The organism is Dorea longicatena (assembly GCF_025150085.1).
Taxonomy (GTDB): domain Bacteria; phylum Bacillota; class Clostridia; order Lachnospirales; family Lachnospiraceae; genus Dorea_A; species Dorea_A longicatena.
The window spans coordinates 1,951,469-1,968,704 of the sequence record NZ_CP102280.1 but is presented as its reverse complement, the minus strand read 5'-3'; the positions used below and the strand labels follow the sequence as shown (position 1 = coordinate 1,968,704).

The 17,236-nt window shown below is 41.1% G+C and carries 15 protein-coding genes; 14 read left to right on the top strand and 1 reads right to left on the bottom strand.

Annotation, left to right across the window (positions count from 1 at the left end; translation table 11 throughout):
• Window positions 1-44: 44 nt before the first annotated feature.
• The gene (locus tag NQ508_RS09375; protein WP_006428979.1) at window positions 45-1,271 is read right to left on the bottom strand and encodes an argininosuccinate synthase; all 1,227 of its coding nucleotides are present in this window, start codon (window positions 1,269-1,271) and stop codon (window positions 45-47) included.
• A gap of 458 nt (window positions 1,272-1,729) precedes the next feature.
• Between NQ508_RS09375 and NQ508_RS09370 the strand changes: the two genes are divergently transcribed.
• The 14 genes from NQ508_RS09370 to NQ508_RS09305 all read left to right on the top strand — a co-directional run bounded on the left by NQ508_RS09370 (window position 1,730) and on the right by NQ508_RS09305 (window position 17,221).
• Window positions 1,730-3,100, top strand: coding sequence for an NAD(P)/FAD-dependent oxidoreductase (locus NQ508_RS09370; RefSeq protein ID WP_006428978.1), 1,371 nt, complete (start codon window positions 1,730-1,732; stop codon window positions 3,098-3,100).
• 324 nt (window positions 3,101-3,424) lie between these two features.
• A complete protein-coding gene (locus tag NQ508_RS09365; protein WP_006428977.1) occupies window positions 3,425-3,760 on the top strand; it encodes a PadR family transcriptional regulator in 336 nt (111 codons plus the stop codon).
• Window positions 3,753-5,135, top strand: coding sequence for a permease prefix domain 1-containing protein (locus NQ508_RS09360; RefSeq protein ID WP_044920782.1), 1,383 nt, complete (start codon window positions 3,753-3,755; stop codon window positions 5,133-5,135). The genes NQ508_RS09365 and NQ508_RS09360 overlap by 8 nt, the downstream gene beginning before the upstream one ends.
• Before the next feature lie 407 nt (window positions 5,136-5,542).
• Window positions 5,543-6,583 carry an N-acetyl-gamma-glutamyl-phosphate reductase gene (gene argC, locus NQ508_RS09355; protein WP_006428975.1) on the top strand — a complete coding sequence of 347 codons (1,041 nt, stop codon included), beginning with the start codon at window positions 5,543-5,545 and terminating at the stop codon, window positions 6,581-6,583.
• A gap of 93 nt (window positions 6,584-6,676) precedes the next feature.
• A complete protein-coding gene (locus tag NQ508_RS09350; RefSeq protein WP_006428974.1) occupies window positions 6,677-7,123 on the top strand; it encodes a GNAT family N-acetyltransferase in 447 nt (148 codons plus the stop codon).
• A gap of 120 nt (window positions 7,124-7,243) precedes the next feature.
• Window positions 7,244-8,467, top strand: coding sequence for a bifunctional glutamate N-acetyltransferase/amino-acid acetyltransferase ArgJ (gene argJ / locus NQ508_RS09345; RefSeq protein WP_022415338.1), 1,224 nt, complete (start codon window positions 7,244-7,246; stop codon window positions 8,465-8,467).
• Window positions 8,468-8,537: 70 nt separating this feature from the next.
• Window positions 8,538-9,437: an acetylglutamate kinase gene (argB, locus tag NQ508_RS09340; RefSeq protein WP_022415339.1), complete on the top strand. Its 900-nt coding sequence runs from the start codon at window positions 8,538-8,540 to the stop codon at window positions 9,435-9,437.
• A 15-nt stretch (window positions 9,438-9,452) separates the two neighbouring features.
• Window positions 9,453-10,628, top strand: a complete 1,176-nt coding sequence (locus tag NQ508_RS09335) for an aspartate aminotransferase family protein (RefSeq protein ID WP_044920820.1) — start codon at window positions 9,453-9,455, stop codon at window positions 10,626-10,628.
• Window positions 10,629-10,699: 71 nt separating this feature from the next.
• The gene (locus NQ508_RS09330) at window positions 10,700-11,131 is read left to right on the top strand and encodes a DMT family transporter (RefSeq protein WP_044920779.1); all 432 of its coding nucleotides are present in this window, start codon (window positions 10,700-10,702) and stop codon (window positions 11,129-11,131) included.
• A 64-nt stretch (window positions 11,132-11,195) separates the two neighbouring features.
• Window positions 11,196-11,963, top strand: a complete 768-nt coding sequence (locus NQ508_RS09325; RefSeq protein WP_006428969.1) for a helix-hairpin-helix domain-containing protein — start codon at window positions 11,196-11,198, stop codon at window positions 11,961-11,963.
• A gap of 15 nt (window positions 11,964-11,978) precedes the next feature.
• The gene (locus NQ508_RS09320; protein ID WP_006428968.1) at window positions 11,979-12,668 is read left to right on the top strand and encodes a response regulator transcription factor; all 690 of its coding nucleotides are present in this window, start codon (window positions 11,979-11,981) and stop codon (window positions 12,666-12,668) included.
• Window positions 12,625-14,088 carry a sensor histidine kinase gene (locus tag NQ508_RS09315; protein ID WP_006428967.1) on the top strand — a complete coding sequence of 488 codons (1,464 nt, stop codon included), beginning with the start codon at window positions 12,625-12,627 and terminating at the stop codon, window positions 14,086-14,088. Before NQ508_RS09320 ends, NQ508_RS09315 begins: the two co-directional genes overlap by 44 nt.
• Window positions 14,089-14,104: 16 nt before the next feature.
• Window positions 14,105-15,025 carry a GerMN domain-containing protein gene (locus NQ508_RS09310; protein ID WP_242654821.1) on the top strand — a complete coding sequence of 307 codons (921 nt, stop codon included), beginning with the start codon at window positions 14,105-14,107 and terminating at the stop codon, window positions 15,023-15,025.
• Between the two features lie 3 nt (window positions 15,026-15,028).
• Window positions 15,029-17,221 carry a DNA internalization-related competence protein ComEC/Rec2 gene (locus NQ508_RS09305; RefSeq protein WP_044920775.1) on the top strand — a complete coding sequence of 731 codons (2,193 nt, stop codon included), beginning with the start codon at window positions 15,029-15,031 and terminating at the stop codon, window positions 17,219-17,221.
• Window positions 17,222-17,236 lie beyond the last annotated feature (15 nt).

Sequence of the window (17,236 nt, the reverse complement as noted above, 5' to 3'; positions counted from 1 at the left end):
GGACGGTTATCAGCCCCTGCTTTATTCAATCGCATAGTATGTATTTATTTTTGATTTTTATTTACATTCTGCAGCTTCATTGCACGAACTTTCAGAGGAAGTCCGAACAGGTTGATGAATCCGCTTGCATCATGATGATCATAGAGATCACCTGTTGTAAAGCTTGCAAGTGATTCACTGTACAGAGAATATGGAGAAGTTGTTCCTGCTTTTGTGATGGTTCCTTTGTAAAGTTTGAATTTGACTTCACCAGTTACATATTCCTGTGTGCTTTCAACGAAAGCCTGGATTGCCTCACGAAGCGGAGTGAACCATTTTCCTTCGTATACGAGCTGAGCAAGCTTGTCAGACATTTCTTTCTTTACTTCTGCTGTAGCACGGTCAAGGATCAGTTCCTCTAACTGCTGGTGTGCAGCATACAGGATTGTTCCACCAGGTGTCTCATATACACCACGTGATTTCATACCAACAACACGGTTTTCAACAATGTCAATGATACCGATACCATGTTTTCCGCCAAGTTCATTCAATTTGCGGATGATATCAGATACCTTCATCTCTTCGCCGTTGATACTCTTTGGAATACCCTTTTCAAATGTCATTGTGACATATTCGGCTTTGTCCGGAGCTTTTTCCGGAGTTGTTGACATTACAAGAAGGTCATCGTAGTTTGGCTCGTTGGAAGGATCCTCAAGTTCCAGACCTTCGTGGCTGATATGCCATAAGTTACGGTCACGGCTGTAGCTGTGTTTTGCATCGAATGGAAGGTCGATTCCGTGTGCTTTACAGTAATCAATCTCGTCTTCACGTGACTGCATAGTCCAGAGATCTGTCATTCTCCAAGGAGCGATGATCTTGATATCCGGAGCAAGTGCTGTGATACCAAGTTCAAAACGGATCTGGTCGTTACCTTTACCGGTAGCACCGTGGCAGATTGCAACAGCATTTTCTTTACGTGCAATCTCTACCAGACGTTTTGCAATTGCAGGACGAGCCATAGAAGTTCCCAGAAGATATTCATCTTCGTATACGGCATGTGCCTGAACGCAAGGTACGATGTAATTGTCGGCAAAATCATCTACGATATCTTCAATATATAATTTGGCTGCACCGGAAAGTTTGGCTCTTTCTTCCAGTCCATCCAGTTCTTCGCCCTGTCCGCAGTCGATACAGCAGCAGATAACATCATAGTTAAATGTTTCCTTCAGCCATGGGATAATTGCTGTGGTGTCAAGACCACCTGAGTACGCTAATACAACTTTTTCTTTCATCTTATATATCCTCCTACATGAAATATAGTTTTATCAATCGCTTTAAAATAATCTTCTCGTATGCAGTCTTAAAAGTCAAGTCTTTCTTTTATAAAGAACATTTTTGACTGCAAGGAATACTATACACCTGATTTTATAATTATGCAAGAAAAAATGATAAAAAAGTGAAAATAATTAAAAAATATGCAAAAATATGCATAAAATAAAGGGAAAGTGTATGATGGATGAATATTTGAATATATAAATGGAAAATTAAAAGGGGATTAGATAAGTTTACATAATTCGATTAGAAAACATAATTAAGAAATGATGAAAGATCTTGCGAAAAATGCTTGACGAATCCATGACGACAACGTAGAATATATCCGGCAATTTGCGCAAAAAATAAATTAAGAAAATATCAGCGCAAGAAAAAATTTCGAAATAATATTTTTATATATAAAAGGAGAAAGATACGTATGAATTATGATGTAATTATTATTGGAGCAGGTCCCGGAGGAATCTTTGCGGCATATGAGCTGATGAAAAAGAAACCGGAATGTAAGATTGCTGTATTTGAAGAAGGCTATCCGCTTGAAAAGAGAAAATGTCCAATTGACGGAGATAAGATCAAGAGCTGTATCAATTGTAAGCGCTGCTCGATCATGTGCGGATTTGGAGGAGCCGGAGCATTTTCGGATGGAAAATACAACATTACGAATGACTTCGGTGGAACTTTGTTCGAGTATATCGGAAAGAAACAGGCAGTAGAACTGATGAAATATGTGGATGAGATCAACATGGAGAACGGTGGAGAAGGAACAAAGCTCTATTCTACGGCAGGAACCAAATTCAAAAAACTCTGTCTGCAGAATAAGTTAAATCTTCTGGATGCATCGGTTCGTCATCTTGGAACAGATATCAACTATGTGGTACTTCAGAATCTGTATAATCAGATGAAAGACCATATGGATTTCTATTTTGATACACCGGTAGACACAATTGAAAAGATTGAAAATGGCTACAAAGTTGTATGTGAAAAAGGCAGTTATGAATGTGAAAAATGTATTGTATCTGTAGGACGAAGCGGAAGTAAATGGATGGAAAAGGTATGTAAGGATCTGGAAATCCCTACAAAATCCAACCGTGTAGATATCGGTGTTCGAGTAGAGCTTCCGGCTGTTATATTCTCACATCTGACAGATGAACTTTACGAAAGCAAAATCGTATATCGAACAGAAAAATTCGAAGATAATGTACGTACATTCTGTATGAATCCAAACGGAATTGTTGTAAATGAAAATACTAACGGAATCATCACGGTAAATGGACACAGCTATGAAGGAAACGAGAAAAAGACTGATAATACAAACTTTGCCCTTCTGGTTGCAAAGCATTTCTCAGAGCCGTTCAAAGACAGTAACGGATATGGAGAAAGTATCGCAAGACTTTCCAATATGCTTGGCGGAGGTGTTATCGTACAGCGTTTTGGTGATCTGGTACGTGGAAGAAGAAGTACAGAGAAACGTATCGAAGAGGGCCTGGTAACACCGACTTTATCAGCAACACCGGGAGATTTAAGTCTTGTACTTCCAAAACGAATCCTGGATGGTATTGTTGAGATGATCTATGCGCTGGATAAAGTTGCACCGGGAACAGCTAATGATGATACACTTCTGTATGGTGTGGAGGTTAAATTCTACAACATGGAAGTAGATATTGATGAAAATCTGGAAAGTTGTCATAAAGGACTGTATGTGATCGGAGATGGAAGTGGTGTGACACATTCACTTTCGCATGCATCTGCAAGTGGGGTGTATGTAGCAAGACATATTATTGAAGAAGCTTAGAACAAGTTCGGTTGTGAACTGGCTGACATCCGAAACGGAAGGACGGCAAGAGCTGACAGAAAAAACAGTATAAAGTAAGAATAGTATAAGAAATTCTGTGTTTTATTCAGTTGATAGCTGAGTAGGACACGGAATTTTTTTGTACCAAAGTATGCAAGAGAAGTTGCCGGTGGCAAGTTCTCTGTATTGCAATGCATTCGTAAGGAAATTTGTAAAAAAATAATAAAAATCTTGACTTGTGTAGATTACCGATATAATATATAGGCGAACGATATAGTATATAGATAATCTACATACTGGATTATAAAAAGGAGGTAAGAGAAGATGGCAGTAGACAAAAGTCTGGTATCAGGAAGTACTACGATGCTGGTATTAAAATTATTAGAAGAAAAGGACATGTACGGATATGAAATGATCGATACCATCCGGGGAAAATCAAAGAATGTATTTGAGTTAAAAGCAGGAACTTTGTATCCGCTTTTGCATGGTCTGGAAGAAAAAGGATTCGTAGAGTCTTATGAGAAAGAAGCAGTCGGAAAGATCCGAAAATATTATCATATTACAAGATCCGGAAAAAAAGAATTAAAAAAGAAGTCAGAAGAATGGAAAGAGTATTCAAAAGCGGTTCTGGATGTGATGGGTGGTGTGTGCTTTGGATAAAAAGAAATATATACAGACGGTAACAGAACAGATCCGGTGTAAGCGGGCACTTCCGCTGGTAACAAAAGAACTGGAAGGACACATCGAAGATCAGAAAAGTGATTATATGAAAGCAGGAATGAATGCCGAAGAAGCAGAAGAAGCGGCAGTTCTGGAAATGGGTGATCCGGTAGAGGTTGGTGTTGAAATGGACCGTATCCATCGACCGAAGATGGCCTGGAAGATGATCGGACTGATTGCGATTTTGAATCTGGCAGGAATTGTACTAATGTATCTCATAAGAACAAGCATCCTGGCAGATGCAGGAAATAATCCGGGAGATGTAGAATGGATCGCATCGGGAATTGGTGGTAATATCAACTATCTGAAAAGTGTTATGTGGACGATCATTGGTCTGGCTTGTATGATAGGAATCTGTTATTTTGATTACAGCAGAATAGGAAAGTATGGCAAGTTGTTAACCGGAGGCTGGATCGTGGTTATGGGACTGAGCCTGTTCATGGGTGCAGTATATATCAATGGAGCTGCTTACGGGATCCTGTTTTTATTTGGCCGGGTATTACCGCTGCGTCCATTTTTATATCTGATTGTTCCTGCATATGCGGCAACATTGTATAGCATGCGAAGAAAAAAATCTGGTTATTTCGGTGTTGTAAAGGCAATGCTGTGGCAGATACTGCCGGTGTGGATCATCTTACGCATTCCGAATCTGTCCATGGCAATCAGCGTAGAAGTTACATTTATGATTCTGTTATCAATTGCAGTTTGGAAAGAATGGTTTGAGGTGAATAGAAAAAGAACATTGATTACACTGTGGAGTCTGGTAATTCTGCTTCCGGCAGCAGGAATTAGGTTGTTCGTAAAACTGGACTATGTAGCAAATTATCAGATGGCAAGACTATCCGCTTTTATCCATCCAGAAAGCAATGACGGAACCTTAGGGGGAATGATAAGAAATATGATCTCCGGAGCACATCTTGCCGGACGTGGAGATTGTGAAAAAATAAAGTTCTTTAACAGAGATTATATGCTGACCTTTATTATACATTATTATGGAATATTTGCAGCGGTTCTGATAATTGCTATTGTAGGAGGCATTCTGATATGGTTCCTGCAAAAGACAGGACACCAGAAAAATCAACTCGGCATGATCATGGGAACCGGATGTGTGGTGGTCCTGCTTATTCAGTTCATTGGATATGTATTAGAAAATCTTGGATATTTTCCACTTTCAAATAATTATTGCCTGTTTCTGACGACCGGGGGAAGTGGGATGATGATCAGTTATATTATGTTTGGAATATTACTTAGTATTTACCGGTATCAGAATGTGTTGGTGGAGCCGGAGGTGAAGAAGAAGGAGATTTCTATTTAATCTATTAAGCGGCTGATACCCGGCCGGAAGAAAAGGAAGAGAGTCCAGCTGCGTGCAGCTGGACTCTCTTCCTTTTCTTCCTCGCGTTATCGCATGCTATAATAATTAAACAGCTGAACCGTAACCGTTGTGAGACCGGAAGTGTATCTATATAATCTGTCGCTGGCAGTTTCTCATGGACTTGGGTAAGCCACGATGATGAACTAAATAGAAATATAATTAAAAAAGACTTGCATAATATGCATTATAGATGTATACTTATGCAAGTTCCTCTTTTACCACACAAAAGTAAATAGATGGATTTTTGAAAAAACAATCCGACCAAACTAGACAATTACAGGAAATGGGGGTACTATAAAACGTACGATAATTTATAAAAATTCAATATCGGAAAGGGTGTTATATAGATGATTAAAGTTGGAATTATTGGAGCAACTGGATATGCCGGGGGAGAACTGGTAAGAATTCTCGCCGGACATAAAGATGCTGAGATTGTATGGTACGGTTCCAGAAGCTACATAGATAAGAAATATGCAGATGTATATCAGAATATGTTCCAGATCGTAGATGCGAAATGTCTGGATGATAATATGGAAGAACTGGCAAAGCAGGCAGACGTGATCTTTACTGCAACGCCACAGGGATTCTGCGCATCGATGATGAATGACAAGATTTTAAGTGAGACAAAGATCATCGACTTAAGTGCAGACTTTCGTATCAAAGACGTTGCTACTTATGAAAAATGGTATGGAATTGAACATAAGAGCCCACAGTATATCGAAGAAGCGGTATACGGACTTTGCGAGATCAACAGAGAAGATGTGAAGAAAGCAAGACTGGTAGCCAATCCTGGATGCTATACAACCTGTTCGATCCTGACTGCTTATCCACTGGCAAAAGAAGGAATCATTGATATGAATACCCTGATCGTGGATGCCAAGTCCGGAACTTCCGGAGCAGGACGTGGTGCAAAAGTGCCGAACCTTTTCTGTGAAGTGAATGAGAATATGAAAGCGTACGGTGTTGCAAGCCACAGACATACACCTGAGATCGAGGAACAACTCGGATATGCATCAGGAGAGAAAGTGCTGATCAACTTCACGCCACATCTGGTTCCGATGAACAGAGGAATTCTGGCGACGGAATATGCAACATTGAAAAAAGATGTGACCTACGAAGAAGTCAAAGCAATCTATGATAAATATTATAAAGATGAGAAATTCGTCCGTGTTCTGGAAAAGGATGTATGCCCGGAGACAAAATGGGTAGAAGGAAGTAATTATGTAGACATCAATTTCAAGATCGATCCAAGAACCAACCGTATCATCATGATGGGAGCCATTGACAACCTGGTAAAAGGTGCGGCAGGACAGGCAGTACAGAATATGAACCTGATGTTCGGACTTCCGGAGACAGAAGGTCTGGAACTGGTGCCAATGTTCCCATAAATTTTCGGAAAAAGGATGCAGATGAGATGAAACGTAAGGGAGCATTATCCTAAGTTCATCTGAAAATACAGGCAGAGGAGAAAAATAATACATATGAATATAAGAGTAATGACAATTGAAGATTTCGACCAGGTGCACGCGCTTTGGATGAGCATCAAGGGATTCGGAATACGAAGTGTGGATGATTCGAAAGAGGGCGTAGAACGCTTTTTAAAAAGAAATCCTACGACAAGTGTAGTTGCCGAAGAAGACGGAAAAATCGTCGGAGCGATTCTCTGCGGGCATGATGGAAGACGAGGCTGTCTGTATCATGTGTGTGTAGATGTAAATCACAGGATGAAGGGAATCGGGAAGGCTATGGTAGTATTTACCATGGAAGCGCTGAAAAAAGAAGGCATTAACAAAGTATCTCTGATCGCATTTACACAGAACGATATCGGCAATGCATTCTGGAAAGAAATCGGATGGACAAAAAGAGAAGATCTGAATTATTATGATTTTACATTGAATGAAGCAAATATCACGGCGTTTATCCGGTAAGCAGATTAGGAAGATAAAATAAAAGAGCATATAAAAGAACCGGCAGATAAAACGAGAAAATTGAGACTAATGAACAGCCGGTAATATAAAATGAGAGAATTAAGAAAGGTGGAAGAACAGATGAAACAGGTAAAAGGCGGAGTAACCGCAGCAAAAGGATTTGAAGCAGCAAGTACAGCAGCAGGAATTAAGTATAAAGACAGAACGGATATGGCACTGGTATACAGCCAGGTTCCATGCGTGGCAGCAGGAACATTTACAACAAATGTTGTAAAAGCAGCACCGGTCAAATGGGATCAGCAGGTTGTAAAAAGCGGGGCAAAAGCACAGGCAGTCGTTGTAAACTCAGGAATCGCTAATGCCTGCACCGGAGCAGAAGGATTTGGATACTGTAAAGATACAGCAGATGCAGCAGCGAAAGCACTGAACATTTCCGCAGACGGTGTTCTCATCGGTTCTACCGGAGTTATCGGAAAACAGATTCCGATCGACAAACTGACAGCTGGAATCGAAGCGCTGGCAGGAAAGAAGAATGATACACTTGAAAATGGAACAGAAGCAGCTAAAGCAATTATGACAACCGATACATTTCCGAAGGAACTGGCCGTTACAATCGAAGTCGGCGGCAAGACAGTAACTATCGGAGGTATGGCAAAAGGATCCGGAATGATCCATCCGAATATGTGTACGATGCTTGCATTTATTACAACAGATGCAGTGATCACAAAGGATGCACTTCAGAAAGCATTAAGCGAAGATGTCGGAGATACCTACAACATGATTTCTGTAGACGGAGATACTTCTACGAATGATTCCGTTGTATTGCTGGCAAATGGTCTGGCAGAGAACCCGGAGATCACATATGGAACAGAAGATTATAAAAATTTTGCAGAAGCATTACATACGATCAACGAATATCTTGCAAAGAAGATTGCAGGAGACGGAGAGGGTGCAACCGCATTATTCGAAGTCAAGGCAGTTGGCTGTGAGAGCGTAGAACAGGCAAAGACACTTGCAAAATCTATCGTATGCTCTAATCTTACAAAGACAGCGATTGCAGGACATGATGCAAACTGGGGAAGAATTCTCTGCGCAATGGGATATTCCGGAGCACAGTTCGATCCTGAAAAAGTTGACCTGTTCTTTGAGAGTAAAGCCGGAAAGATCCAGATCATTGAAAATGGTACGGCTGTAGATTACAGCGAAGCAGAGGCAACTAAAATTCTGTCTGAGCCGGAAGTTACAGCAATTGCAGATGTGAAGATGGGAGATAAGACAGCAACAGCATGGGGATGTGACCTGACTCACGGATATATTGAGATTAATGCAGATTACAGAAGCTAATTCAGAATGCAAAGATTAAAGTATACAGATGCAGCAAACAGACAGAAATGAAAAGACAGGAGATCAAAAGATGGAAAAAGCAATGCAGAAATACCTGGACAAAGCAGAAGTACTGATTGAAGCCCTTCCATATATCCAGAGATTTAACCGTAAGGTTATTGTAGTAAAATATGGTGGAAGTGCTATGGTAGACGAAGAGTTAAAAGCAAGAGTCATTCAGGATGTAACCCTTCTCAAATTAGTTGGATTCAAACCGATCATCGTTCATGGCGGTGGCAAGGAGATCAGCAAATGGGTTGGAAAAGTCGGCATGGAACCACATTTTATCAATGGACTTCGTGTGACGGATGCAGAGACAATGGAACTCGCAGAGATGGTTCTTGGTAAAGTTAACAAAAGTCTTGTTCAGTTAGTGGAACAGCTCGGTGTAAGAGCCATTGGTATCAGTGGAAAAGACGGCGGCCTTCTGAAAGTGGATAAGAAACTGGCAGACGGTGAAGATATCGGATTTGTCGGCGATGTCAAAGAAGTGAATGCGGATATCATCTATGATCTTCTGGAAAAAGATTTCCTTCCGATTATTGCACCGATCGGTCTGGATGATGAATACAATACTTATAACATTAATGCGGATGATGCGGCATGTGCAATCGCGAAAGCAATCAATGCAGAGAAACTTGCATTCTTAACAGATATTGAAGGTGTATACAAAGATCCGAATGACCCGTCTACATTGATTTCAGAGTTAAATGTTTCCGAAGGGAAGAAGCTGATGGAGGAAGGATATATCGGTGGAGGTATGCTTCCGAAGATCCAGAACTGTATTGATGCAATCGAAAACGGTGTATCCAGAGTACATATTCTGGATGGAAGAATTCCACACTGCCTGCTTCTTGAAATCTTTACGAATAAGGGAATCGGAACAGCAATCAAAAATGATGTAGAAGAAAGATATTATCACGGAGAATAGGCTATGAATGAATATATGAATGAATATATGAAAGAAACAAACGAAGCTTTGTTACATACTTATAACCAGTTTCCGGTTGTGTTAGATCACGGTGAAGGTGCATATCTGTATGATACAGAAGGAAAGAAATATCTGGATTTTGCAGCCGGATATGCGGTGTCTTCGTTGGGATACGGCAATCAGGAGTTGAATGAAGCATTAAAAGCACAGATTGACAAGCTTTTTCACACATCTAATTTGTATTACAATACTGTATGTGGAAAAGCAGCAGAAGATCTGAAACGTATTACCGGAATGGATCGGATTTTCTTTACCAACAGTGGCGGAGAAGCGGTAGAAGGAACTTTAAAAGCGGCAAGAAAATATGCATACAAAAAAGGAACCGGCCGTTATGAATTCATTGCTATGAAGGAATCTTTTCATGGAAGAAGCTTTGGAGCGTTATCGGTAACAGGTCATGATCCATATCGTGCACCGTTTGAGCCACTTGTACCGGGAGTGTCATTTGCAGAATATAATGATCTGGACAGTGTAAAAGCACTGGTAACAGACAAAACATGTGCGATTATCCTGGAGCCGCTTCAAGGAGAAGGCGGCATCAATCTGGCTACAGAGGAATTTATGAAAGGGATCCGCAAACTTTGCGATGAAGAAGGAATTCTGATGATTTGTGACGAAGTGCAGTGTGGTATGGGAAGAACCGGTTCCATGTTCACATGGCAGTCTTATGGTATCAGACCTGATATTATGTCTATGGCAAAAGCAATCGGAAGCGGAATTCCGGTAGGAGCGTTTGCAATGACAGAAGAGATCGCGAAGTATTCACTGGAGCCAGGTGATCACGGAACTACTTACGGCGGAAATCCTCTGGCATGTACAGCTGTAAGTAAGACGATCGAGATTTTTGAAAAAAAGAATCTTGTGGCACATGTGCAGGAACTCGGTGCATATCTGACAGAAAAACTAGAAGAACTGAAGTCAGAATGTGACTGCGTAAAGGCCGTTAAAGGAAAAGGACTGATGCAGGGAATACAGGTGACAAAGCCATTATCCGAGATTACGAAAGAGGCCTTAAAAGAAGGACTTCTGATCATCGGAGCCGGAAACGATGTGATCCGTTTTGTACCACCTCTTATTATTGAAAAAGAGCATGTGGATGAGATGATCCGGATTTTAAAGAAGGTACTGTAATATTTTTTGAAATTAACAGCATAAAAAACCAGTCATGGGACATATTATCTGCATAAGCAGGAGGTATGGAGATGACTGGTTTTTTGATTGCGCTTTTGTCGGGAGCGCTTATGAGTGTACAGGGAGTATTTAATACGCGGGTGACGAAGACAACGGGGATGTGGGTGAGTAATGGATGGGTGCAGTTTAGTGCATTTCTGCTGTGTGCAGCGGCATGGCTGATCGCCGGGCGGGATTCTATCGGGAATTTGTGGAAGGTAGAGCCCAAATATGTACTCCTCGGAGGAGTGATCGGTGCAGGGATCACATGGACCGTGATCAAGAGTATGGAGACACTGGGACCGGCGAAGGCAGCGCTTCTGATTGTAATCTCGCAGTTGATCGTAGCGTACGTAATAGAACTTCTCGGATTGTTCGGAGTAGACAAAGAACCATTGGAAATCCGTAAAATTATTGGAATGTCCATTGCCCTGATTGGTGTTGCAATTTTTCAGTGGAAATAGTACAATTATTTCACTAGGCATATGCGGGGATTTACAGTTTTCGACAGGCTGTAAAGGAGAAGTTATGCATAGGGAAAAAAGACAGAACAGAATAACAGAACAGAGAAAAATACAGAAGGAAATATGCCGTATATTGCTGATCTTTACCATGATACTGAGTATGATATGTGTCGTGAATCTGACCGGATGCAGAGACCGAAAATCACAGGAACAGACGGAACTTATTTCGTTGGACGGGCGTGAACCGGATGTGGAAAAAGCAGATGGAAATACTGCAAAAGAGGCTGAAGGATCAGAAGCGGGAACGGATGATAATATGACAGAAAAAGATGGCCTTAAGCAGGAAAAACTACAGATCTGTTATGTACATGTATGCGGGGCAGTGAAGTCTCCAGGAGTGTATGAACTGACATCGGACAGTCGTTTGTATGAAGCTATTCAGATGGCTGGAGGATTTACGGATGAGGCAGCAGGTGAGGCTCTGAATCAGGCAGAAAAGATTGAAGATGGTTCCAGAATATATGTTCCGACGAAAGAAGAGGCAAAAGCCGGAACAGAGAACAACGGTACTTTCGTACAGAATGCGGATAATGAAAAGACAGATGCAACAAAAAGCACAGATGCCGGAAGTACGGCAGATGGCAAGGTGGATATTAATACGGCCGGGAAGGACGAATTGATGACACTATCCGGAATCGGAGAGGCGAAGGCTGACGCGATCATTCGTTACAGAGATGAGCATGGAAAGTTTCAGAAGATAGAAGATCTGATGGAAGTGGAAGGTATTAAAGACGGTGTATTTCAGAAAGTAAAAGATCAAATTAAGATCTGACAAGGGAGTAGGAACATGAGCAGACGAGTATTGGTTGTGGATGATGAAAAACTGATAGTAAAAGGAATCCGGTTTAGTCTGGAGCAGGATGGATATGATGTGGACTGTGCTTATGACGGAGAAGAGGCACTGAAACTGGCAAAGGAGAATGCATATGATATCATTCTTCTGGATGTCATGCTTCCGAAATATGACGGTTTTGAAGTGTGTCAGCAGATCCGGGAATATTCGGATGTTCCGATCATTATGCTTACAGCAAAAGGCGACGATATGGATAAGATCCTGGGACTGGATTATGGAGCAGATGATTACATAACAAAGCCATTCAATATTCTGGAAGTGAAGGCAAGGATCAAAGCCATTATGCGCCGTGTCAGCAAGCGCGATAAAAATCAGGAAAATGAAAAAGTGATCGTAAAAGGCGAGATGAAGATTGACTGCGAAAGCAGACGCGTGATCATCGGAGAAAAGGAAATCAATCTGACAGCAAAAGAATTCGATCTTCTGGAACTGCTTGCCATGAATCCGGGTAAAGTCTACAGCAGAGAGAATCTTTTGAATATCGTATGGGGATATGAGTATCCGGGAGATGCAAGAACTGTGGATGTACATATCCGGAGACTTCGTGAAAAGATCGAAACGAATCCAAGTGATCCAAAATATGTCTATACGAAATGGGGAGTGGGTTATTATTTCAGGGGTTAAAAAATATTTTAAAAAGAATATATTCAGGAGCATGAAATTCCGGATCATCCTGCTGGTGGCACTGGCAGGGATTGTTCCGGTATTGATTATGAGAGGGGTGTTCCTGACCAGCTATGAGAAAAGAGCAGTGGAGGTACGAACTGCTGAGATACAGAATCAATGTACCATTCTCAGTAATCAGCTGAGCAGTTCGGGCTATCTTACGGGAGATACGTCAGAGACGATCAGAACAGAATTGATTCAGCTATCTAATATCTACAGCGGCCGGGTAATGGTAATCGATGGTAATTTTAAGATCCAGGAAGATACATATGAAATGGATGAAGGAAAAACTATCGTATCAGGTAATGTGATCCGATGTTTCAAAGAAAAAGGAACCAGCGAGTATAATAAGAAAAACAGATATATAGAAGTGACAGCGCCGATTTTAGGAAAAGATGATTCGATTGTAGGAGTATTGCTTGTCAGTGCACCGACAGATTCTGTCCTGGACAGTCTGGAGATTTTAAGAAACAAAGCAGATGTGGCAGCACTTGCATCGATCCTGGTTATCCTTATGATTGCTGTGCTTTCGGGAATGGCTATGTTAAAACCTTTTAAACGCATTACAGAATCCATTTCTGCGGTTACAGAAGGCTATGACGATGATTACCTTCATGAGAATACGTACACAGAGACAATGGAATTATCGGAAGCGTTCAATAAGATGTCGGGACGCATGAAGACTCTGGATGACTCGAGAAATGAATTCGTATCGAATGTGTCACATGAGTTAAAGACACCGCTGACATCCATGAAAGTACTGGCGGATTCGCTGCTTTTGCAGGAAGATGCACCGGTAGAACTCTATAAAGAATTTATGGGGGACATGTCGGAAGAAATCGAGAGAGAAAATAAGATTATTAATGACCTGCTTTCGCTGGTCAAGATGGACAAGACCGCGAATACAATGAATATAAAGTCAGAAAATATGAACGAACTGATAGAAAAGATATTAAAGAGACTGCGTCCGATTGCGGCTACAAGAAATATCGAACTGGTCTATGAAAGTTTTCGTCCGGTGACGACAGAGGTAGATGAGATGAAGATCTCTCTGGCAATATCGAATCTGGTGGAGAATGCCATCAAGTATAATAAGGAAAATGGATGGGTGCATGTATCTTTAAATGCGGATCACAAAAACTGCTATATTGAGGTGGCGGATTCGGGAATCGGTATACCTGCTGAAGCACAGGAACATATATTTGAGAGATTCTACCGGGTGGACAAGTCCCATTCAAGAGAAATTGGCGGAACAGGACTTGGTCTGGCAATCGCAAGAAGTGCAGTGGTTATGCACAGAGGGGCGATCAAAGTATTCAGTCAGCCATCGGAAGGAACTACTTTTACGGTAAGAATTCCGTTAAACTATGTATCTTAGGCAGAAGGAGATTAAGATGAAAATGAAAAAAATTTACAAGATCCTGCTGCTTATAGCTGTTTGCATCATAGCAGTATCAGGATGTAAAAAAGAGGACAAGGTTAGCGGCACCAGGATTTACTATACAGACTCAGAGGGAGTTTCACTGGTTGAGAAGGGCACAAGAATCAAAGGAAAGACAAAAAAAGCGCAGATTAATTATGTGTTAGGGAAAGTCCAGAAAAATACAGATAATATTAATTATCGCAGTGCCTTTGTGAAAGGTGTAAAGATAAAGAACTGGTCGCTTCATTCCAAAAATCTGACAGTGGATTTTAATCGTGCATATCAAAAACTGAGTGTAACGGAAGAAATTGTACTGCGGGCATCGGTGGTACAGTCGCTTGGACAGATAGATGGAGTAGATACTGTATTGTTTACGATAGAAGGAGAGCCGCTGGAGGATCAGAACGGCCAGGAGATAGGATATATGCAGCCATCGGATTTTGTACAGAATACGGGATCCAGTCTGCATGCTTATCAGAATGAGACATTTCTTTTATATTATGGAAATAAAAAGGGCACCCGTCTTGTAAAAGAAAAGGTAAATGTCAGATACAGTAGCAGTGTGTCCAGAGAAAAAGCACTGGTCGAACAGCTGATCAAGGGACCGGATTCAGATAATGAATCAGCAGTGCTCCCAGAAGGAACAAAAGTACTTAGTGTATCGGTAAAAGATCATATCTGTTACGTGAATCTGGATGCCGGATTCCTTGATACGACGAATGTAATGAATCCGGAAGTTCCGGTATATGCAATTGTGAATTCTATTGTAGATGGAAGTGCGATCAGCAGAGTACAGATCCTGATTGACGGAAAAACAGATATTACTTATATGGGAAAGATAAATTTGGAAAAACCTCTTTCCAGAAATCCCAATATTGTGGAAGGAGAGTAGCATGTGAAAAACAGACCGCTTCTTAGTGTGTGTCTGATGGTTCTATGCATCATTGCTTCTATGGTTGTGTGGGGAAGAGAGCGGTTCATAAAAGAACTTCGTCCTTCCCCGATTGAACGATATGCCGCAGAAGGTGATAATATTACCATTTGCGGCAAAATATACAGGCAAGAGCAAAAAGAGAACTGCCGGATGATCTATCTGAAAGAAAATTCTATTTATTCAAACTCAAAAAAATTTCAAGAATCGAAAATTATCATTTATACAAATTCCAGCCCAAAATTACATATAGGAAACCAGATTAAAGTGTGTGGAAAGGTATCATTTTATGAAGAGGCCAGAAATCCGGGAAATTTTGATCAGAAATTTTATTATCAAAAACAGGGAATCCATGGGAAAGTCCGATCGGATGATATACAGATTACGGATTACAAACGAAACAAATTAAAAGACAGACTTGAAAAATTCCGGATGAACTGGCAGAAAATGCTGCAACGCGAGATGGGAGAACGGGATGGTTCAGCACTTGCAGCGATACTCCTTGGTGAAAAAAGCGGTATGGATCAGGAAATGAAAGAATTATATCAGGTAAACGGGATTGGACATATCCTGGCGATTTCCGGACTTCATCTATCGTTTGCGGGACTTGGAGTATACCGGATAGCAAGGAGAATGACAGGTTCATACAAGGCAGGTGGAATCACGGGAGGGATTCTGTTGTGTCTGTATGTGATGATGATCGGAATGACCGTGTCGGTGATCCGGGCGTGGGTGATGTTCGTATTTCGGATAGGTGCGGATATTACCGGTAGACATTATGATATGCCGACGGCACTTGCGGCTTCAGCTGTGCTAACGGTCGGGATCCATCCGCTTTATCTGTATGATGGTGGCTTTTGGTTGTCGTTTGGAGCTGTTTTTGCAGTTTGTACGGTGATACCGGTGCTTGAAAATGAGATGCGGTGTAAGAGCCTGTGTGCAGGCCTGGGAATCAATGTTTTATTGTGGCCGGTGATCTTATATAATTTTTTTGAGATTCCGGTGTATAGTATACTGCTGAATCTTATAATACTTCCGCTGATGTCGGTAGTTTTAACCTGTGGAATGATCGGGTCATTTATAAAGATGGCTGGGTGGATACCCGGAAAATGGATTTTGTGGATCTGCAGATGTATCTTATGGGTGTATGATAAATGCTGCGTTTTTACAATAAAGCTTCCGATGGCAAGATGGGTGGCGGGAAGGCCGGATAAGAGAAGAATCTTTATCTATTATCTGGTGCTTATGACAGTGATTTTGATATTAAAATTTAAAAGAAACGGGAAAAAATATATCATAAGTATAACGCTTTATACGGTTGGATTTCTGATATTGATATCGGGCCCCTGGGTAAGAACCGGAGCAGAGGTTACGATGCTGGATGTAGGACAGGGAGACTGTATCTGTGTGGAGGGACCGGAGCATAAGACTTATCTGATCGATGGAGGCAGCAGTGATATAAAAAATGTCGGGAAATATCGGATAGAACCGTTTTTAAAGTACAGAGGAATAGGAAGTATTGATTATGTGTTCGTATCTCATGGAGACATAGATCATATGAATGGAATTGAAGAAATGCTGAAAAGGCAGCAGGTCGGGATAAAAATACGGAATCTTGTTGTGACAGGAGAAGCGTACCGGGATGAAAAGTTAGAAGAGCTTATAAGTGTAGCAGAAGATAATGGAACGACGGTCTGGGAAATGGAAAACGGAACGCAGATCAGAGAAGGAAAGTTGAGATTCACCTGTCTGGGGCCGAAAGAAAAGAATATGAATCCCGGAAATGAAGCATCCATGATCCTACATCTGGAATACGAGGGATTTGACATGCTTTTTACAGGAGACGTGGAAAAAGAAGGAGAAGAAAGTCTGACAGATACGCTCTCTTATCTACAGGAAAAGAAGATTTCATGGGAGGTATTAAAGACTGCACATCATGGATCAAAGAATTCTACAACGGAAGCATTTCTGGAAAATGTAAAACCAAGATATGCATGGATTTCGGCAGGAAGGAAGAATCGTTACGGACATCCACATAAAGATACTTTGGAAAGACTTGAAAACAGTGGCGCGAAAATATATTCTACACAGGAAAACGGTGCGTTTGGAATAACTGTAAATAAAAAAAGTATGCGGATTCATGGGAGAAACGGTTGAACTTAAAAGGAGAAT